Origin of the sequence: Pseudomonas phoenicis, assembly GCF_047302395.1 — a bacterium.
GTDB lineage: Bacteria > Pseudomonadota > Gammaproteobacteria > Pseudomonadales > Pseudomonadaceae > Aquipseudomonas.
This window is the reverse complement of record NZ_CP154852.1, coordinates 4,815,393-4,834,099: the sequence shown is the minus strand read 5'-3', so window position 1 is coordinate 4,834,099 and position 18,707 is coordinate 4,815,393. Positions and strand designations below refer to the sequence as shown.

Below are 18,707 nucleotides of genomic sequence, written 5' to 3'. Positions count from 1 at the left end.
CCAAAAAACCATATGAATCAACGCTTTGGAATTTTTTGGCAGGCCTCTGCTGTGGCGCACCCAGCAACATGTTGAACGGCTGTTGCTGGCTGTACAGTCGCGAGGCGTCGCGCTGCTGTTTCTGGGCGGTCAGCATTTCGACAGTCTGCGGCCCGCGCAGCAGCCGATTTCTGCCTCCTCTTCGTAAGCCGCTGATTCGTAAGGCTTGCAGCCGTTGGCACGGTTGCTGCTCTTGCCCCTTGCACAACGCCCGAAGGGCAGGAGGGACGCACAATGAGCACGAATGCAATCAAGGTCGTAGTGGTGTCGGGTAGTCTGCGCACCCCGTCGCGCACCCACGGGCTGCTCGAAGCCCTGGTGCAGCGGCTGCACGGCAGGCGCACGCACCTCACCGTGCACTGGGTACGCATCGCCGAACTGTCTGCCGCCCTGGCCGGCTCCCTGGAGCGCGACAGCGCCGCCCCGGCGTTGCAGCCGCACCTGCAAGCCATCGAGCAGGCCGACCTGTTGCTGGTCGGCTCGCCGGTCTACCGCGCTTCGTACACCGGCCTGTTCAAGCACCTGTTCGACCTGGTCGACCACCAGTCGCTGAAAGGCGTGCCAGTGGTACTGGCCGCCACCGGCGGCAGCGAGCGCCATGCGCTGATGATCGACCACCAGCTGCGCCCGCTGTTCGCTTTCTTCCAGGCCCACACCTTGCCCTACGGCCTGTATGCCAGCGTCGAGGCCTTCGACGACCGGCACCGCCTGGTCGACTCCGCACAGTTCGAACGCCTCGATCGGGTGCTCGACACCGTCGAGGCGTTCTTTCCCCTTCCGGTCGCCAGCGCGGCCTGATCCTACCGAGTGACAGGAGAATTCCTCATGAGCCAAGCGATCAAATTCGCCTACTGGGTGCCCAACGTCAGTGGCGGCCTGGTGGTCAGCAAGATCGAGCAACGCACCAGTTGGGACATCGACTACAACCGCAAGCTGGCGCAAATCGCCGAACGGTCGGGCTTCGACTACGCGCTGTCGCAGATCCGCTTCACCGCAGGTTACGGCGCCGACAACCAGCACGAATCGGTGACCATCACATGCCCTGCTGGCCGCTACCGAGAAACTCAAGGTCATCGCGGCGATCCTGCCCGGTCCGTGGAGCCCGGCCCTGGCGGCCAAGCAGTTGGCGACCATCGACCAGTTCACCGCCGGGCGCGTGGCCGTCAACGTAGTGTCCGGCTGGTTCAAGGGCGAGTTCCGCGCCATCGGCGAGCCTTGGCTGGACCACGACGAGCGCTACCGCCGCTCAGAGGAGTTCATCCGCGCCCTCAAGGGCATCTGGACCCAGGACAACTTCAGCTTCCACGGCGACTTCTACCGCTTCCACGACTACACGCTCAAACCCAAGCCGGTGCAGCGCCCGCACCCGGAGATCTTCCAGGGCGGCAGCTCGCGCGCCGCGCGCGACATGGCCGCGCGCGACATGGCCGCGCGGGTGTCGGACTGGTACTTCACCAACGGCAACAGCGTCGAAGGGATCAAGGCCCAGGTCGACGACCTGCGGGCCAAGGCCGCCGCCAACGGCCATTCGGTGAAGGTGGGGGTGAACGCCTTCATCATCGCCCGTGACAGCGAAGAAGAGGCACGGGCAGTGCTGGCCGAGATCATCGCCAAGGCCGACCCCGAGGCGGTCAACGGCTTTGGCAGCGAAGCGAAAAATGCCGGGGCCTCCAGCCCCGAGGGTGAAGGCAACTGGGCCAAATCGACGTTCGAAGACCTGGTGCAATACAACGACGGCTTCAAGACCAACCTGATCGGCACGCCACGGCAGATCGCCGAGCGCATCGTCGCGCTCAAGGCCGTGGGCGTGGACCTGATCCTGTCGGGCTTCCTGCATTTCCAGGAGGAAGTGGCGTACTTCGGCGAGCACGTGTTGCCGCTGGTGCGCAAGCTGGAGCAAGAGCGCACCGCCACTCGGGCGGCGTGATGCAAACGGGCCCGCATTGGGGCAGGGCCGCCCCGTCGGGCTGGCCTAGGGCGCGGTGGTGCGTTCGCTTGCCGCTCCAGCTCGGTGCCCAGCGGTGCGGACCTGCTCAGCGGCCGCGGGCTGTGCTCATGTCGACAGGCTCATCTTGAGACGTTCATATCGCCACGTTCATATCGACAGTTGCAACGCCCGCTCCGAATGCGCCTGGCCCTGCACCCGACGGCGGTTGACCACCAACTCACCGATGGCGATCAACCGCGCGCGGGTGATGTTGCGGCTCAGGCCCAGCAAGCTGGCGGTGTGCACCTGATTGCAGTGGCAGAAGCGGTAGGCGCTGCGCAACAGGTTGTCTTCGACCTTCTCGTGCAGGCCGCCGGCCTGTTCCTCGAACAGCCGTTGGAAGGCGCGCAGCAACTGTTCTTCGGCGTTTTCCGCAGGGGCCGCCGACGTCTGGGCCTGACGCTCGATGCGCAGGTGCGACAGGCGCAGGTCGTCGTCCTGGACCAAACCGTTGCGGCACACCAGCAGGGTGTGGTGGATGACGTTTTCCAGTTCGCGGATGTTGCCGGGCCAGTCGTAGCCCAACAGCTTGCGCTCGGCCTCGCCGCTCAGGCGCACTTCGCCGTAACCCAGGCGGTTGCAGTAGGTGTCGATGAAGTGCCGGGTCAGCGGCAGGATGTCGCCCGGCCGTTCGCGCAGTGGGTAGAGCTGCAGGCTGACCACGTTGAGGCGGTAGTACAGGTCTTCGCGGAAGTTGCCCGCGCCGATGGCCTTGTCCAGTTGCACGTTGGTGGCGGCGACCACGCGCACGTCGATGGGCAGGCTCTTGCGCGAACCCAGGCGCACCACTTCGCGTTCCTGGAGCACCCGCAACAGCTTGACCTGGATGGCCATGGGCAGGTCGCCGATCTCGTCAAGGAACAGCGTGCCGCCGTTGGCCTCTTCGAACCAGCCGGCCTTGGCCCCCAGCGCGCCGGTGAAGGCGCCTTTCTCATGGCCGAACAGCTCGGCCTCGACCAGCGACTCGGAGAACGCACCGCAGTTGACCGCCACGAACGGCCCGTTGCGCCGCGCGCTCAGGTTGTGGATGTGGCGTGCGACCAGTTCCTTGCCCGTGCCGGTCTCGCCGATGATCAGGACACTGGCCTCGCTGGGAGCGACCTGTTGCAGATGGGCGAGCAGCGCCTGCGAGCGCGGGTCTTCGAACACCTGTGCGGTGGCCCGGATCGAGGTGGCCAGGGAGGGTGACGGGGGCAGGGTCAGCAGTTGCATGGGAATCCCTATGAATAGAAAGAAGGGGTGGGCCGCGTCTGGTTCAGCGCCCAGTCGCCCAGCTCGTGGAGCTTGTAGTCCAGCGGGTCGTGCAGGCTCTGGGTGCGCAAATTGCGCCAGTAGCGGTCCAGGCGCAGCGCGGCGTGGGTGGCACGGGCGCCGGTGACCTCGAACAGGCGGTTGCAGATGTCCAGGCCGGTGCGCGCCGCCGCGACCTTGGCCGTGGCGATGGCCAGCGCCAGTTGCGCGCGCTCTTCGGCGCCCAGGGCTTGCTCCTTGCGCCAGGCCTGGTCGAGCAGGGCGGCGGCGCGCTCCACCAGCAGACGCGCACTTTCCAGGGCCACCCAGAATTCGCCGTAGTGGCGCAGGATGTAGGGGTCTTCGCTGGCGTGCCGGGCATTGGAGCGGAACCACGGGCGGCCTTCCTTGAGGGTGTACTGCCGCGCGTCTTCCAGGGCGCCTTCGGTAATGCCGAGGAAGATGTGCGCGAAGTGCAGTTGCGCGATCAATGGACGCAGGCCAGCGAAGGGCGTGCTCAAAGGGCCTGGGTCGAGGAGCATTTCGTTTTCTTCCACGCGCACCCGCTCGAAGGTGGCGCTACCGCTGTCGGTCTGACGCTGGCCGATGTTGTTCCAGTCGTCGTGCAGGGTGATGCCGGTGCGACCCGTAGGAATGGCGGCGATCAGCAGCTTGCCGCCGGCGCGCTCGTCCACTGCCGAAGCGATCAGCATCTGCGAGTCGCTGGCCCCGGAACAGAAGCTTTTCTTGCCGGAGAATTCGTACCAGCCGTCGAAACGCTTGAGCACTGTGCGGGTGTCCAGCGGGTTGAGGGCGTTGCCCCAGAACCAGTGCTGGCGGGCCGACTGTTCGAACCACGGCTGCCATTGGTCGGGGCGCGAGAACAGGCGCACGGTGGCTAGCATCAGGTGGTGGAAGCCGAAGACGTGGGCGACCGAGCTGTCCACCTTGGCGAACTCGCGCACCACGCCCAGGGTTTCGCTCCACGTGGCGCCCAATCCACCGAAGCGGGTGGGGATGCTCAGTGCCAGCAGGCCGCTGTGACGGAGGGCATCGCGTTGCGCCTTGGGCGTACCGCCCGCTTCGTCGCGCTCCACGGCGGTTTCGGCGAAGGTTGCGGCCAGGCGGCGCGCGGTCTGCATCGGGTCGAGTTCGCTGGGCGGGGTGTGGTTCTTCATGCGATGTCCTTCGCAGGGTGGGCGTCCAGGCCATGGCCAGTGGTGCTCATGTTCGCTTCGCGGCCTGCGCTGCGCGGGGGTGGCGCCAGGGTGGGCGAAGGGTGAGCGGTGAGATGCTGGGTCGAGATAGTCATGCGGGTGTCCCTGCGGCGGGCTGAGGTGCGAAGTGCGTGGGGTATCGCTTGATTGAGCGCGTATCGAAGGCGACGTCGTCGGGCTGGCTGAGGTGTGGGATCCGGGGTGCTGCAGCTACGACGGCGCAGGTGTTGGTGAGCGGACAGTGGGCGACTGGGTGTTTTTGGGCTGCTGTTCAACCGACACAGGACAGGGCACACGGAATGAGTTCGGGGCTTGGTACATCGGCGAACCGCGACGCAGTGGGTGTTGGGACTTTATAGAGGCATGGAAACTATTTAAAAAATAATTAAAAATCCTATTTATATGCGTATTTAGAATAAATAGCGGATTGCTGTGTTATTGGTGCAACAGTTGCTGCCTGGGCGCGCCAGCGGACGTGAAAGGGTTGCGGACGGTTTCAGTTTGTTGAGCCGGAATAAGTTGGTTGGGGCGGCTTTGCCGCCCATCGCGGCTAAAGCCGCTCCCACGGAATTACGCCTGTTTCGAGGAGCGGCCGATTCGGTGTTCAGCTCAGCCGCTATGGGCCGCTTGGCGACCTCGATTGCTTGGCTGACGGCAGCGTGCTTGCGATGCCTTTTCCAGTCGTGACGGATGGTTGCGGCCTGGCAGGCTTGCGGGCGTGCCGGTCGCCTCCGGGTCGAGCGTTTCACCGTTTCGTTGCGGTCTGCCACAGTACTGGCCAGTCGCGCTCGTTCAGCCCCATGCAGGCGGACATCTGCGCCGCACGGCTCAGCACGAAGCGCGAGCCGTCGTAGCGCCAGCGCGCCGCGACCCCGCAGCCGCCCATGCCCGTGGCCAGCGTCAGGCTGGTCAGCTCGCCGGTCGCCGGGTCGAACGCCACGCTGCCGTTGGGCGCGATGTCGGGCAGGTTGTTGGCATGCTCGAACGGCATGGCACGTGCCTGCTCGGGGTGCGCCAGCGGCGTCAGGTACAGGCTGTAGGCGCAGTTGTAGGCGCCGCACCCGGTGCGCACGATGAGCAGCGCCTCACGCGCGTTCAACGCATGCACTTCGCCCTTAGGCTCGTCGCCGTCCACCACCTCCTGTCGCCAGTCCGCGCGCGTGGCGGCCATCGCGGCCTTCAGCACCCGCTCGGCCTGCGCCTCGTCCAGTGCTGCGGGGGCGCTCCAGGCCGGTATCACAGGGGCTGAAGGCGCCGCAGGCACGCGCTTGGCCGGCGCGTCGCCCGGCTTGGCAAGGGCGGTGACGGTGCCCACTCGGCCTTGGACGTCGTCGATCAGCAACAGGGCTGCGCGCATGCCGTTCAGTGACGCAGACGTCGTGCCGTCCGGAGTGTCGAACGCCAGCGCATTCGCGTTGCGCAGGGCCTCAATGAAAGCCCGCGCGTCGCCATCGGTGGCGCTGCGCAGTTCGGGCACTTCCGATATGTCGTCAGCTGAGCCTTGGTATGCCCGCAGAGGGATGGACACGGGCTTGGCGTCGATCAGCGGATCGCCATGGATCGCGTTGTAGCTGAACACGCTGACCCGTAGCCCGCCATCCGGGCCGGCTTCGCGGACGATGCGCAACGGAAAGGACAGCGCATCGGCCCCTGCGCTGGCGGGCCGGGTGGAGATAGCGGTGCAGGTGCGCAGGTTGTCACAGGTGACGTTCCAGTCCTTGATGTCGCGTGACAGAGGCAGGGTGTCGGCGGCATGGCTGGCGCAGGCGATCAGGCAGGGCAACAAGGTGAGGAGACGGCGCATGGCAGGCAGATGACCGAATGTGAAAGGGGAGTGTGGATTAGCGCACGGATGGAGGTGGCAAACTCCAGTCGTGGGCGCTGTGCACAATATAAAAGCCCACACGCACAGCTAATCGACCTGTATGAGCAGTGCCGGCCGAGCGATCATCCAACGTTGCATCGACCCCAATCGCCACAAAGGAACGTTTCCGACATGCGCTCGCTGAGCAGCAGATGCTTCGCCTTCGGCACCTTGCTCTACCTGGTGTCCAGCCCAACCCTCGTAGTGGCCGCGCCCGACGCGAGCTGTGGCGATGCGCGCCCGGTGTTCGCCTGCGAGCTCAAGGGCGGCGGCACCCTGGCGTTGTGCGCCCAGCCCCTGCAAGGGCCGCTCACCGGCCTGCAATACCGCTTCGCCCGGCACGGGCGCACTGAACTGCAATACCCTCGCGACAGCTACTCGCTCAGGGATTTCAAGGCCAACCACTACAGCCGCTATCAGGTCGACCACCAGCAGATCAGGTTCACCTCGGGCACCTACAGCTATAACGTCTACAGCCGTTACGAGGGCGATGGCGGCCAGGCCGAGACGAACACCGCCGGCGTGGCGGTGCTGGATTCGGCCGACCGCACCGTGGCCGACAAGCAGTGCGCGCGCGTCACCGTGGACCAGCTCAGCGAGGTGCTCGATCAAGTGCCCTGCGATCCGGACGATGCGTTAGGTTGCCCTTGAGGCAGCGAGCCTGCGCGCATCGGCTGCTGCGGCGGGGCTGTCAGTACAGGCGCGCCACGCTCGCTTCATCGAGCGCCCCTTGCCTGACCCGATCCTGCAGTACGGTGCGCTGGACGCTGCCCACAAATAAATGAACTCCTTTTCGCGCGCCTCTCTCCATTGAGAAACCCCACGAGACAGGCGTGCGATGCTTCCACACAGCCAACAAGGCCACGGCCCGATCACCTTCGTTCTGATGCACTTCCTCGGCGGTTCCCACCGCACCTGGGGCCCTACGATTCCCTTTCTCGACCGCGAGCACACCTGCGTCGCGCTCAACACCCCCGGCTTCGGCGACGCCAACGGCATCGGCGGCTATTCGGTCGAAGCGATGGCCGATCAAGTCGACGCCACCATCCGCCAGCTGGGCCTTGAGCGCTGCATTCTCGTCGGCCACTCGATGACCGGCAAAGTGGCCGTTGTCCTGGCCGCGCGCCGCCCCGACTACCTGCAAGGCCTGGTGCTGGTGGCGCCGTCGCCGCCCGGCCCGCAGCCGATGAGCGACGAAGACCGCGCCCAGCAGCGCGCCTATACCGCGTCGCGCCAGGAGGCCGAAGCCTTCGTCGACGACTCCAGCTACCACCGCCTGCCGGAACCGCTGCGCGAAGTGGCCATCGCCGACGCGCAAGCGGTGAACCTCGATGCCTGGCGTGCCTGGGTCGACCACGGCAGCCGCGAGGACTGGCAGCCGCGTATCGGCAGCCTGCCGTACCCGGCGCTGCTGGTCTGCGGCGCCGACGACGGGCAAGTGCCGGGCGCTGCGCAACAGCAGCGCACGACACTGTCGCATTTCTCCGACAGCACCTCGCTGACCCTCCCGGGCGCCGGCCACCTGATGCCCCTGCAAACGCCCCTCGCATTGGCCCGGCCAATGCTCGAATTCGCTCACCGTATCGCTGCTCGTATCCCTGAAGGAGATCGTTGATGGACTTAGGCTTGAAGAACCGTGTGGCATTGATCAGTGGCGCGGGCGGAGGCATCGGTCTGGCGACCGCGCGCCTGCTGGCCGAAGAAGGCGTGAAGCTGGTGTTGACCGATCTGGACCGAGACAAGCTCAAAGAGGCCACGGCAGGCGTCGCCGGCGAGCCTTTGCTGGTAGCAGCGGACATGACCGACCAGGCTGCGGTCGACGACCTGGTGAAACAGGCCGAAGCCCGTTTCGGCCAGGTCGACATCGTGGTGCACACCGCCGGCGTGACCGGTGCCAAGGGCGACCCGCTGGAGGTATCGGACGACGATTACCAAGAGGCCTGGGCCACCGACTTCTTCAGCGCCGTGCGCATCGCCCGCGCCACCGTGCCGGCCATGCGCAAGCGTGGCTGGGGCCGCCTGGTGTGCATCACCTCGGAAAACGCCGTGCAACCTTACTGGGAAGAGGCCGTGTACAACGTGGCTAAAGCTGCGTTGGCGGCCTTCATCAAGAACCTGTCGTACAAGGAGGCGGCCCACGGGGTACTGTGCAACACCGTCGCGCCTGCTTTCATCGAGACCGGCATGACCAACGGCATGATGGAGCAGCGCGCCAAGGAATTGGGCGTCAGCTTCGACGAGGCGGTAGAGAGCTTTCTGGAAGAGGAACGCCCCGGCATCGTCCAGAAGCGTCGCGGACAACCGGAAGAAGTGGCGTCGGCCATCGCCCTGCTGGTGTCCGAACGTGCGTCGTTCATCAACGGCAGCAACCTGCGCGTGGACGGCGGCTCGGTGCAGAGCGTGCAGAACTGATGCAATCGATGGGCACTGTACGGGTGGTGTGGCCTAGGCCAGTCAAAGCCTGATGCCACTGAAGCAGAAGGGGATCGTCGTTCGGACCAGCTTGCCAAGTGCCGATCCTCCAATGCCAGTCGATTAAGTAATCGGGGCCGCAGCCCGGCCTCGACCAGGTTCTGTATCGATCCTGAATGGTTTGGTTTGGGGCCCTGGGCCGGCCATCGCAGCTAATCGGAGCGTCTAACCCGCCGCTCCCACAGTGGAGGCGGGCGGCTGGGTGTTCCGAGCAGCCGCGATGGCTCCGCAACGATGGAGCGCGGTAAGGCCTGACCGGGAGCGGAGCCTTCATAGCATCGGCCCGCTGACCGAAACACGCTGCCCATCGAACCGATGGGCGCCCGTGACGCCTCAGCCCACCACCTTCACGTCACTCAAGCCATTGCCCTGGCGCCATACCTGGATCTGCACAGGGATCCGCTCATGCATTTCCTGCACGTGCGAGATCACCGCCACCTTGCGGCCTTGTGCCTGCAGGCCGTCCAACGCGTCCATGGCCAGCTGCAGCGACTCGGGGTCGAGGCTGCCGAAGCCTTCGTCGATGAACAGCGACTCGATGCGTAATGTGCTGGACGCCATCGACGCCAAACCCAGCGCCAACGCCAGCGACACCAGGAAGGTCTCGCCGCCCGACAGCGAGTGCACCGAGCGCAGTTCGTCGCCCATCTCGGTGTCCATCACCAACAAGCCCAACGCGCTGCCGCCGCGTTTGAGGCGGTAGCGCCGCGCCAGTTGGCGCAGTTGCGCGTTGGCATGGTGCAACAGCAGGTCGAGGTTGTAGCCCTGGGCGATCTTGCGGAACACATCGCCCGAGGCCGAGCCGATCAGCGCGTTGAGCCGCGCCCAGCGTTGCCAGGAGCGCCCGGTGTGGTCGATGTCGGCGCGCAGCTCGGCGCTGGCGAGTTGACGGCGTTGGTCTTCGGCCTGCTGCGCGCGCAACTCGGCGCAACGCTGGTCGTGTTGGGCGAGGCGTTCCTGGGTCTCGAGCAGGGCCTGCTGCAAGGCCTCAGGTGCCAGGGACGGGGTGTCGAGTTGCTGGTGCTGTTGCAAGCGCTGTTCGCGTTCTTGCAGGCGCACACGGGCGTGCTCCAGGGCCGAATCCGCTTCCTGCATGGATTTGCGCAGGACGCCGTACTGCGCATCGTCGATGGCCAGCAGGCGCGCGAGGCCGGCATCGTCGAGCTCGGCGTGGGCAGTGCGCCACTGGACGATGGCCTGCTCGAGTTGCTGGTGCTCCTGCTCCAGCTCTTGTTGCCGCGCCTGTTGGGCTTTGAGTTCGCTGGCCAACTGCACGGTTTCGGTGTGGCTGGCTTGCAGTTGGCGTTCGGTGTCGGCGTGGGCGGCGCGGGCCTGCTGCAACTGCTGCTGGAGGTCAGTTTGCCAAGCCTCGGCGCTGGCGTGCTCGCCGATCAATTCGGTCAGCGCAGTCTGCGCCGCCGCGTGCTCGGTGGTGAGGGCGTCGAGCTGTGCGCGCAACTGGGCGTGCTGCTCGTGGCGGGCCCGTTGTTGGTCGAGCAGGCGTTCGAGTTGCTGCTGGCGCTGTTGGTGCTCCTGCTGCTGTTCCTGACGTCGCTCCAGTTGCTGCAAGCGCTCGCTCAGCTCGCGGTCCAAGGCCATGAAGGCTTCGGCGGGGTGTTCGCGCAAGGCCTGGATACGTTCGCTGGGCAACACCTCGGCGAAGTCGGCGTAGGCTTGCTCCAGGCGCTGCTCGTCGGTTGCGAGTGCGTTGCGCTGCTGGGCCAGGCGCTGTTCGGCCTGCTGCTGGGCCTGTTGCGCGGCCAGCACCTGCTCGTTCAGGCGCACGGCGTCGCGTTGCAGGCGGGTGAGGGCCTGCTGGCGGCGGTCGTCGCGCTCGATCTCCTGCTCCAGGCGCTTGGCCTGGCTGGCCAGCCAGGCGCCGCGCTTGGCCGCGTCCTGCGCCTCCAGAGCGGGCCAGAGCGTCAGTGCGCTGAGCTGTTGCTGCACGGGCTGCAGTTGCGCGTCGAGTTGCACCTGATCCTGCTGGTAGGCCTTGAGCTGGCCGTTGACGCCACCCAGCTCGCTGCGCAGGGCATTGAGACGTTCGCCGAGTTGGGTGACGCGAGCGACAGCGCTGGCTTCCTCGGCCTGGTCGTGCTGCCCGAGGCTTTCGAGCAGCGCTTCGGGGCGGTGGAAGGGGTGTTCGAGGCTGCCGCACACGGTGCACGGCTCGCCGTCGCGCAGTTGCCCACGCAGGGCTTCGACGCTGTCGTGGCGGGCCAGACGCTGGCGTTCCAGCAGTTGGCGGGTGAGGGCCAGGGCCTGTTCGGCGGCGGCGTGTTCGGTCTTGGCTGCGGTGCCGTCCTGGATCAACTGCTGGCGTTGCTGGAGCGCGGCGTGCTGACGTTCGTCGAGCGCGCGTGAACGTTGCTGCAAGTCCTCGACCTGGGCGTGCAGGCGCGCAGCTTCGTCGATGCCGCGCTGCTGCTTGCGATTGTCTTGCAGCATGGCGGCCAGCAGGTCGAGCTGTTCGTCGACCGCCTGCGGCTCGGCGCCGGCTTCGTGGTAGAGCAGCTCCAGGCTTTGCCGCTGTTCCTGGACCTGCGCATTGGCTTGGCTGATCTGCGCCTGCAAGGCCGGCAGTTCGTCGCGGCCCTGGTTGAGCCGGTTGGCCGTCTGCAAGAGCTGTTGCAACTGCCCGCGATAGGCCTGCCAGGCCTCGCCCAGCTTGTCCAGGCTCGCGCTCTGGGTCAGCGCCTGGTCGAGTTGGGCCAGTTGTTGCTGGTCGCGCAGTTGCGCCGCCTCCAGCTGCTCGCGCTGTTGCGCCAGCGCCACGTGTGCCTGCTCGGCGTGGTCCACCGCGCTGCTGGCCTTGGTGCGCTCGGCCTGCAAGCGGGTGAGGGTATCCTGCGCGGCGAAAGCCTGGCGCAGGCGCGGGGCAGCGTCATCGTGCTGCTGCTGGCGCTCGGACAAGCGCTGCGCGGCACTGGCCAGGGTCTGCTCCAGCGTTTCGCGATGCGCCTGCAAGGTGGCTTGCCGCTGCCGGCGCTCGGCGATCGCTGCGGCCAGCGGCTGCAACTGGCCCGTGACCTGCTGCTGGCGCTGGAACTGATGGCGCTGCGGTGCGAGCTGCTCCAGGTGATGGAGATCGGCACGTTGGCTCGCCAGGGCTCGAACCTGCTGCTCGGCAGCCCCCAGCGCCTGTTGGGCTGCGTCCAGCTGTTGCTGCAACTGCTGCTGTTCCTGCGCCCAGGCTTGCTGCCGTTCCAGTTGGCGCTGCTGGCCCTGCTCGGCCTTGAGCTGCTGCTGGGCATCGTGCAGGGCCTGGTCGAGTTCGGCGCGGGCTTCGTCGGCCATGGGCTGCACATGGCCGGCGCGGTCGAGCAGGACCTGGTGCTGTTTCTCGGCCTCCTTGCTCTTGCTGAACGCACGCTGGCCCAGACGCGTGTAGATCGAGGTGTTGGTGAGCTTTTCCAGCAGCTCGCTGCGGTCTTTGTCGTTGGCTTTGAGGAAGGCGCTGAATTCGCTCTGGGCCAGCATCACGGCGCGGGTGAACTGTTCGAAGTTCAGGCCCAGGCGGGTTTCGACCAGATCCCTGAACTCCTGCTTGCCGCTGCCCAGCAGCTGCTCGCCGTCCAGGTCGTACAGGCTCTGGCGGCTGTTCTGCAATTTGCCGTTGGCTTTGTCGCGAGCACGGTTGGCTTCCCAGCGGGCGCGGTAGCGGTAGTTGTCGACGCCGACGAAATCGACTTCGGCAAAACCGCTGCCGGTGCCACGGCGCAACAGGTTGCGCGGGTCACTGGTGAGGATGTCGCCCTCGGCGTCGGGCAGCTTGGCTTCGCGGCCCAGGTCGTTGAGCCGCGGCACGGTGCCGAACAACGCCAGGCACAGGGCGTCGAGCAGGGTGCTCTTGCCGGCGCCGGTAGGGCCGGTGATGGCGAACAGGCCGGCGCTGGCCAGGGGTTCGGCGGTGAAATCGACTTCGATGGGGCCGGCCAGCGAGGCCAGGTTCTTCAGGCGGATGGCAAGGATCTTCATGGCTGCTGCTCCTCCAGTTGCACGTCTTGCAGCAATTGGGCGAAGTCGGCCAGGGTCTGTTCGTCCACCTCGCTGCCATAGGCCTGGGTCCAGGCGCGGCTGAAGAGGTCTTGCGGGGTGAGCTGGCTGAGTTCGACGAAGGTTTGGCCCTCGTCGCCGGCATCGGCCTTGCCGGCGTATTCGGCGCCGATGCGCACCAGGCGCACCGCTTTGCCGGTCAGGGCAGTGTCGATCTGCTGGCGCAGGTCGGGCTGCGGCTCGTCCAGACGCACGCGCACTTCCAGCCAGGGTTGGCGGTTGGGGTCTTGCAGCAGGTCGGGCGCGGGCAGTTCGGCCAGTTGCGTCAGCACGTCGGCCAGCGGTGCCGGGCCGACCCGCTGCAAGGCCACCGCCCGCGGCACCAGGCGCGGCTCGATGCTGACCAGCTTGTCGCCTTCGAGTTCGATTTCCAGCACCTGGTGCGGGTAGTTGATCTCGGCGAACGACAGCGGCAAGGGCGAGCCGCTGTAGCGGATGCGCGACTCGCGGTTGACCTGCTGCGGTTTGTGCAGGTGGCCCAGGGCGACGTAGGCGATGCATGGGTCGAACAGTCGCGCCGGCAGGGCTTCGGCGTTGCCGATGATCAGGCTGCGCTCGGAGTCTTCCGAGACCGAGCCGCCGGCCATGTGCGCGTGGCTGATGGCGACCAGAGCCTGGTCTTTCTTGCGCTTGGCCTGGGCGGCGGCGATCAGTTGTTCGTGGACGTTGGCGATGCCTTGCAGGTAGTCATCGCCCAGTTGCGGGCCGGTGACTTCGGCCGGACGCAGGAACGGCAGGGCCAGGCACCAGGCGCACACCTTGCCGCGGGCGTTGGTCAGGGGGATCAGCAGGCGTTCGGCGTCCAGCTCGCCGTCGTCGAGCCAGTGCACCCGGCCCAGGGCGTGGGTGCGCAGGCGGCGCATGAGCGCGGCGGGCAGCTCGATGCGCGAACCGGAGTCGTGGTTGCCGGCGATCATCACGATGTCGAGTTTGGGCAGCCGTTCGTGGGCGTGGACGATGAAGTCGTACAGGCGTTCCTGGGCTTTGACCGGGGGGTTGACGGTGTCGAACAGGTCGCCGGCGATCAGCAGGGCGTCGGGTTGGCGCAGTTGCAGTTGGCCGAGCAGCCAGTCGAGGAAGCAGGCGTGTTCGAAGTCGCGTTCCTGGCCGTGCAGGCTTTGGCCCAGGTGCCAGTCGGAGGTGTGGAACAGACGCATGTGGGACCTGTCGAGTCAGGCCAGGCCGGGGGCTTGGCGCGGCGGGGAAGCGGGGTTGATTTGATGGGCGTTATGGTAACTCATGGGGAAGCCGTTCTCGACCCGGGTGACGGCGGAAGCTCGGCGGTCTGACGGTAGGGATGCTTGGCGCGCGCGCTGGTTTTTGTGTGCATCCGTGGGGTGGTGTGACCAACCTTCTCACGGGTTTGGGTAGCGGCCACGCGCGGAGTGAGAACCGACGGACCGGCATTGGCCCACGTGCCGGGGTTACGAATAAGTACCGCCAAGACCAGTGGCGACGCTGGCTGAGTAAGCGTTTCGTACTCACAGGTGCACCATGAAGACCACGTCCTTTCCCGATACCTCCGTCGATACATTCATCGCGGAGCGTCTACCCGCCTGGCTGGGCAAAGCCACCGTCAAACAACTCGCCGGCCTGCACGAGGCACTGGTTGCCCAGCAACGGGCGCGCGAGCAGGTGCAGGGCCTGCTCGCTGAAATAGAGCCCTTGGACCAGTTCGCCAGCACCTCGCTGGACGCAGCGCTGCAAGCGCTGTTGCCGCGCCCGGTGGATGTGCGTACGGCCAAGCTACGTCGTGTGGTGCACGTGCGTTACCCTTCGGGGCTGAGCACGATTCCCGATCACGTGGTCTCTACCACACTGGAGCAAGCCCTGCTGACCTGTGCCCTGCACAACTTCGAGCTTCGGGAAACCACCAAAGCGGCGTGGTTGTCTCGCTCGAACCTGGTGGAGGCGGACGGGACCGTGATCCCTTTGCCCCCTCGTGCCTTTGCGGGTGCCTGTCGCTCACTGGATCTGGGCGCGTCCTACCAGCAGCACCTCAGACAAGTGCTTTTCGCAGACGACAGCCGTCGTCGCCACGTCGAGGCAGTGCTCGAGCAAGGGTGGCGCACGAGCATGGTGGCCGCTGTCGAACTGGCGCGTCTGCAAGGCGCTGTGGACCCGCAATCGCTTGATCGGCTGGTGGACGCCATGGCGGGTACGGGCGAAACGGCTCCGGGCAGGTTCAGCGAGGTTCGCCTGCTGGGCCGCGTGGTGACAGGCGTCATCGTATTCGAACCGCGCCCGGGTTCGGCCGATAGCGCTGCGCAAGGCCTGATCCTATGGATACCCGACGACCCACACGGCGCCATTAGCGCTCATCCATCCTGGCCGCAATTGTTTCAAACCCTGGGAATCCGTCTGCGTGATCCAGCCTATCGCCAGTTTTTCCAGCGGTTCGTCAAAGAACGCGACCGTGTCCACTTCGCCCAGCAGTTTCAACGTCTGCTGGGCCGCAGGAGAAGTGAGGATGCGATGGAGCTGGACGGCCGCCATCAGGCCGTCGGCGGTGCGCTGGTCGCGCACCTGCGTCGAGTGCAGGTCGATACCCTGCTTGAGGATGCCAAACACTTGGCGGTGCCTAACAGTGTCGTCGATGCGCAAGCCCGAGACCGACGCACGCATTTTCTTCAAGGCTTGGGGCTGGACCTGCTGGGGCTAGCCAGTTTTTTCGTACCTGAGCTCGGTTTGCCTTTGCTTGCGCTGGCGGCGGCGCAAATAACCGACGAGGTAATCGATGGCTACCACGACTGGGAGCTTGGCGATCGCGAGGCCGCCCTCGGTCATCTGATAGCGGTGGCGCAGAACGTTGCCATGATTGGGGTAGGTGCGGCAGGGGCGGCGACGGGCGAGTTTCTGGTACGCGCAGCGGTGGTCGATGAGCTGGCTCCCGTGCTCATGGCAACGGGTGAACCGCGCTTGGCACGTGTCGACCTACCGGGGTACGGGTCGACGGACACGAGCTTGGTGTCGGGGCAGCGGGTCGTCCTCCAGGGACGTCCACAGGTTTCCATCGCGCAGAAGACCTACCGTCTCGGGCCTGATGCACGACGGCCGAGCGTGGAGCATCCACGTCGCGCCCAGGCGGCGGTGATTGCGTTGGAGGATAACGAGGCCGGCGGCGTACACCATGCATTGGAACGCCCGCAGGAATGGCGCGGCGCTCAGGCGTTGATGGCGCGTCTGGGTTCGAACCTTGGCTCGGTCACGCCTGAGTCGGCCAGTGCGGTGCTGCGCAGTGTCGGTATGGACGAAGCCGCCTTACGGCGTCTCCACCTCGAAAATGCGCCCGCACCTGCGCGGCTGTGCGACGCTCTGCACCGCCATGAGCTGCATGAGACGTTTCCCCGTCTTCGCGGGCAGGCATTCGAAGCTCACTGGCGGGAAACGCAGGGCGTGCCTAGCCCAGCGGCACAACCCCTGCACCGCGACTTCCCAACGCTGACCACGCGTGCGGGCCGTGAGTTGCTCGCCACTGCTCGCGACAGCGAACTCACCCAGTTGCTGGAACGGCGCAAGGTGCCGCTTGCGCTGGCCGAGCGTGCTCGCTGGACCTTGCACGACGCCCGCCTGGATCGCGCATGCGCCGGTTTCGAACAGCCCAGCGCGGTGATCCAGGACACCGAGCGCCTGGCCCTGCACTTGCTTCACAGCGTCTGCCCATGGAAATCGACCGTGAGGGTGGAAATACGCGACGGCCAGCTCAGCGGCGATGTGCTGGCCGGTGTTGGTGCGCACGAGCCGACGCAGACCTATTGCCTGCTGCGTACCCGACAGGGCTATCTGGCTATCGACAGCGCAGGCGGTCCGCAGCCCGGCGCCGTGGCGGGCGACGGTCTGTTCGCCGCGCTGTTGCATGTGCTGGACGCCGGGCAACGCGCAGCGATGGGTGAGGCGTGGGCATCGCCTGCCGGGTTGGCCAACGACCTTGCGGCCCGTGCGTTCGCAGACCGAGCGCAGGCGGCCAGGCTGCTGGGTATGGCCCCGATCAACGAGTTCCGGCCGCTCACGCGCCTGGGGGACGGGCGTATCGGCTACGTGCTTAGCGGCCGTCCCGAAGGGTCGCGACGCGCCATGCTGCACGGGTATCAACAAATTTTCCCCACCCTGAGCGACATCGAGATCGAGCTCTATTTGGAACGTGTGCGCCTGCGGGGGGAGCGACCGTGGGACCACTTGCACGGTTTGCAACGGTGCTTGGTCGATTTGGGCGAAAGCCTGACCGCTTGGTGCCAGGAGAGAACGGTTGCGCCTTTACCCGAGCGTCGGCGGCAGATCGCCCGGCGCATACGCCAATGCTGGAGGCGCAAACGGCCCGACGCCGACGGCGAATACCGCTTGACCATCGACAGCGAACGTATCGACAGCCTTCCGCAGCTACCCGAGCAGGCGTGCTTCGACCACGTGACCCACTTGGTGCTACGCCGCGCGCATCTCTCGAACATCACCGAGGGGTTCCTCCAACGCTTCGCCAACGTACGCACCCTGGACTTGAGCGACAACCTGTTGAGCCATATCCCCGAGGGTCTGCAGGCACTGACGCAGCTCACCGAACTGCGCCTGACGCGCAACCAGATCGTGCTCGACGACGCAGGCTTGGCCAGGCTTGCGGCCTTGACCAAACTGCGTGTGCTGGACGTGTCGCACAACCCGATCGGGCAATTGCCACCCCTGGGTCGGCTGCTCGACCTGCAGCGCTTGCTCATGCGCGACACTGGGTTGCGCGAGGTGCCGATCCAGGCCTACATGCACCCTACGCTTGAGGAGATCGACCTGCGCGACAATCGCATCGAGGGCATGAGCCCGACACTGGCCCAATCCCAGCGGCATCTGGCCGGGTTGAGCCTGCACGACAATCCCTTGCCCGAGCCGACCCAGGCCGAGTTGCGCACCACGTTGGGCGATGCGGGCGCAGCGGCGTTGCCGGCTCGTCGGCACGGCCCCGGCGGACAGGAGTCGCTCGAACGATGGTTGGCCGACTCCAGCACCCAAGAGCGTGTCCTGCGTTCCGAATGGTGGGCTGCCCTGACCCAGGAGCCGGGCAGTGCCGACCTGATGCGTTTCCTCGACGACCTGGGTCGGTCGAACGACTATGACTTCCAGGGCATCGACCTGCGCCGGCGCATCTGGACGCTTATCGAAGTCTGCGTGGAACAGGCGCACGTGCGTGAGGCGATCTTCCAACAGGCTGCCGGCCCTCGAACCTGTGCCGATCAGATGCTGTTGATGCTTAGCCTGTTCGAGGTACGCGCCCTGGTCGTCACGCGCACCGCAGGGCTGGGCAGCGAAGACCTGGCGCCTGCGCTGGTACGGCTCGGGCGCGAGCTGTACCGCCTGGACGAGGTGGATCGGGTCGCAGCCGAACACATCGCGCAGCAAAGGGCCAGCGACCCTTATGGGCTGATCGACGAGGTGGAGATCCACCTGACCTACCGAGCCGGACTGGTGCGGACTCTGGGGCTGCCGGCCCAGGCGCGCCACATGTATCACCGCTTGTTTTCCGATGTGAACAATACGCACCTGCGCAACGCCGCCCGCAGCATTCTGCTGGCCGAAACCAGCGCCCGGATCGCGGACTCGATGTTGCAGCGCACGTTTTGGGTCGACTTCCTGCGCACTACCTACGCAGGCGAGTACGAGGCGTTGAACCAGCCTTATCACGAACGTCTCGAAACGCTCCTGCAGAACGAGGAAGGCGCAAGCGAGCAGCAGATCATCGAGTCTGTCGGCACGTTGACCGACGAACGCAGTGCCGCCGAGCGTCAACTGACGCTGGGGCTGACGTTGAGTCTGCTCATGGAGCATCCATGGGAAGCTGCTCTTTGATGGCCCACGGGTCCGA

Annotated in this window: 11 protein-coding genes and 1 pseudogene; 6 read left to right on the top strand and 6 right to left on the bottom strand. The window is 66.1% G+C overall.

Going from position 1 to position 18,707, the window contains the following annotated elements; genetic code table 11:
• The first annotated feature begins 273 nt into the window (after positions 1–273).
• A complete protein-coding gene (gene msuE, locus AA0Z93_RS21840) occupies positions 274–837 on the top strand; it encodes an FMN reductase (protein ID WP_413046928.1) in 564 nt (187 codons plus the stop codon).
• A 27-nt stretch (positions 838–864) separates the two neighbouring features.
• A pseudogene (sfnG, locus tag AA0Z93_RS21835) lies at positions 865–1,966 on the top strand (dimethylsulfone monooxygenase SfnG).
• A 168-nt stretch (positions 1,967–2,134) separates the two neighbouring features.
• Here sfnG and AA0Z93_RS21830 read toward each other — a convergent pair.
• The 4 genes from AA0Z93_RS21830 to AA0Z93_RS21815 all read right to left on the bottom strand — a co-directional run bounded on the left by AA0Z93_RS21830 (position 2,135) and on the right by AA0Z93_RS21815 (position 6,277).
• On the bottom strand, positions 2,135–3,238 hold the full coding sequence (locus AA0Z93_RS21830; protein WP_413046929.1) for a sigma-54 interaction domain-containing protein: 1,104 nt from the start codon (positions 3,236–3,238) through the stop codon (positions 2,135–2,137).
• An 8-nt stretch (positions 3,239–3,246) separates the two neighbouring features.
• A complete protein-coding gene (locus tag AA0Z93_RS21825; RefSeq protein ID WP_413046930.1) occupies positions 3,247–4,434 on the bottom strand; it encodes an acyl-CoA dehydrogenase family protein in 1,188 nt (395 codons plus the stop codon).
• Entirely contained in the window at positions 4,431–4,568 is a 138-nt protein-coding gene (locus AA0Z93_RS21820) for a hypothetical protein (RefSeq protein ID WP_413046931.1), read from the bottom strand. Before AA0Z93_RS21820 ends, AA0Z93_RS21825 begins: the two co-directional genes overlap by 4 nt.
• A 650-nt stretch (positions 4,569–5,218) precedes the next feature.
• Entirely contained in the window at positions 5,219–6,277 is a 1,059-nt protein-coding gene (locus AA0Z93_RS21815; protein WP_413046932.1) for a DUF1176 domain-containing protein, read from the bottom strand.
• 192 nt (positions 6,278–6,469) lie between these two features.
• On the opposite strand from AA0Z93_RS21815, the gene AA0Z93_RS21810 reads away from it, so the two are divergent.
• The 3 genes from AA0Z93_RS21810 (at position 6,470) to AA0Z93_RS21800 (ending at position 8,749) form a co-directional block, all read left to right on the top strand.
• The gene (locus AA0Z93_RS21810) at positions 6,470–6,988 is read left to right on the top strand and encodes a hypothetical protein (protein ID WP_413046933.1); all 519 of its coding nucleotides are present in this window, start codon (positions 6,470–6,472) and stop codon (positions 6,986–6,988) included.
• 187 nt (positions 6,989–7,175) lie between these two features.
• Positions 7,176–7,952, top strand: coding sequence for an alpha/beta fold hydrolase (locus tag AA0Z93_RS21805; protein ID WP_413046934.1), 777 nt, complete (start codon positions 7,176–7,178; stop codon positions 7,950–7,952).
• A complete protein-coding gene (locus AA0Z93_RS21800; protein WP_413046935.1) occupies positions 7,952–8,749 on the top strand; it encodes an SDR family NAD(P)-dependent oxidoreductase in 798 nt (265 codons plus the stop codon). Before AA0Z93_RS21805 ends, AA0Z93_RS21800 begins: the two co-directional genes overlap by 1 nt.
• 393 nt (positions 8,750–9,142) lie before the next feature.
• On the opposite strand, the gene AA0Z93_RS21795 is transcribed toward AA0Z93_RS21800, so the two are convergent.
• The gene (locus AA0Z93_RS21795; protein ID WP_413046936.1) at positions 9,143–12,787 is read right to left on the bottom strand and encodes an AAA family ATPase; all 3,645 of its coding nucleotides are present in this window, start codon (positions 12,785–12,787) and stop codon (positions 9,143–9,145) included.
• On the bottom strand, positions 12,784–14,022 hold the full coding sequence (locus tag AA0Z93_RS21790; protein WP_413046937.1) for an exonuclease SbcCD subunit D C-terminal domain-containing protein: 1,239 nt from the start codon (positions 14,020–14,022) through the stop codon (positions 12,784–12,786). Before AA0Z93_RS21790 ends, AA0Z93_RS21795 begins: the two co-directional genes overlap by 4 nt.
• 337 nt (positions 14,023–14,359) lie before the next feature.
• On the opposite strand from AA0Z93_RS21790, the gene AA0Z93_RS21785 reads away from it, so the two are divergent.
• Entirely contained in the window at positions 14,360–18,691 is a 4,332-nt protein-coding gene (locus AA0Z93_RS21785) for an NEL-type E3 ubiquitin ligase domain-containing protein (protein WP_413046938.1), read from the top strand.
• Positions 18,692–18,707 lie beyond the last annotated feature (16 nt).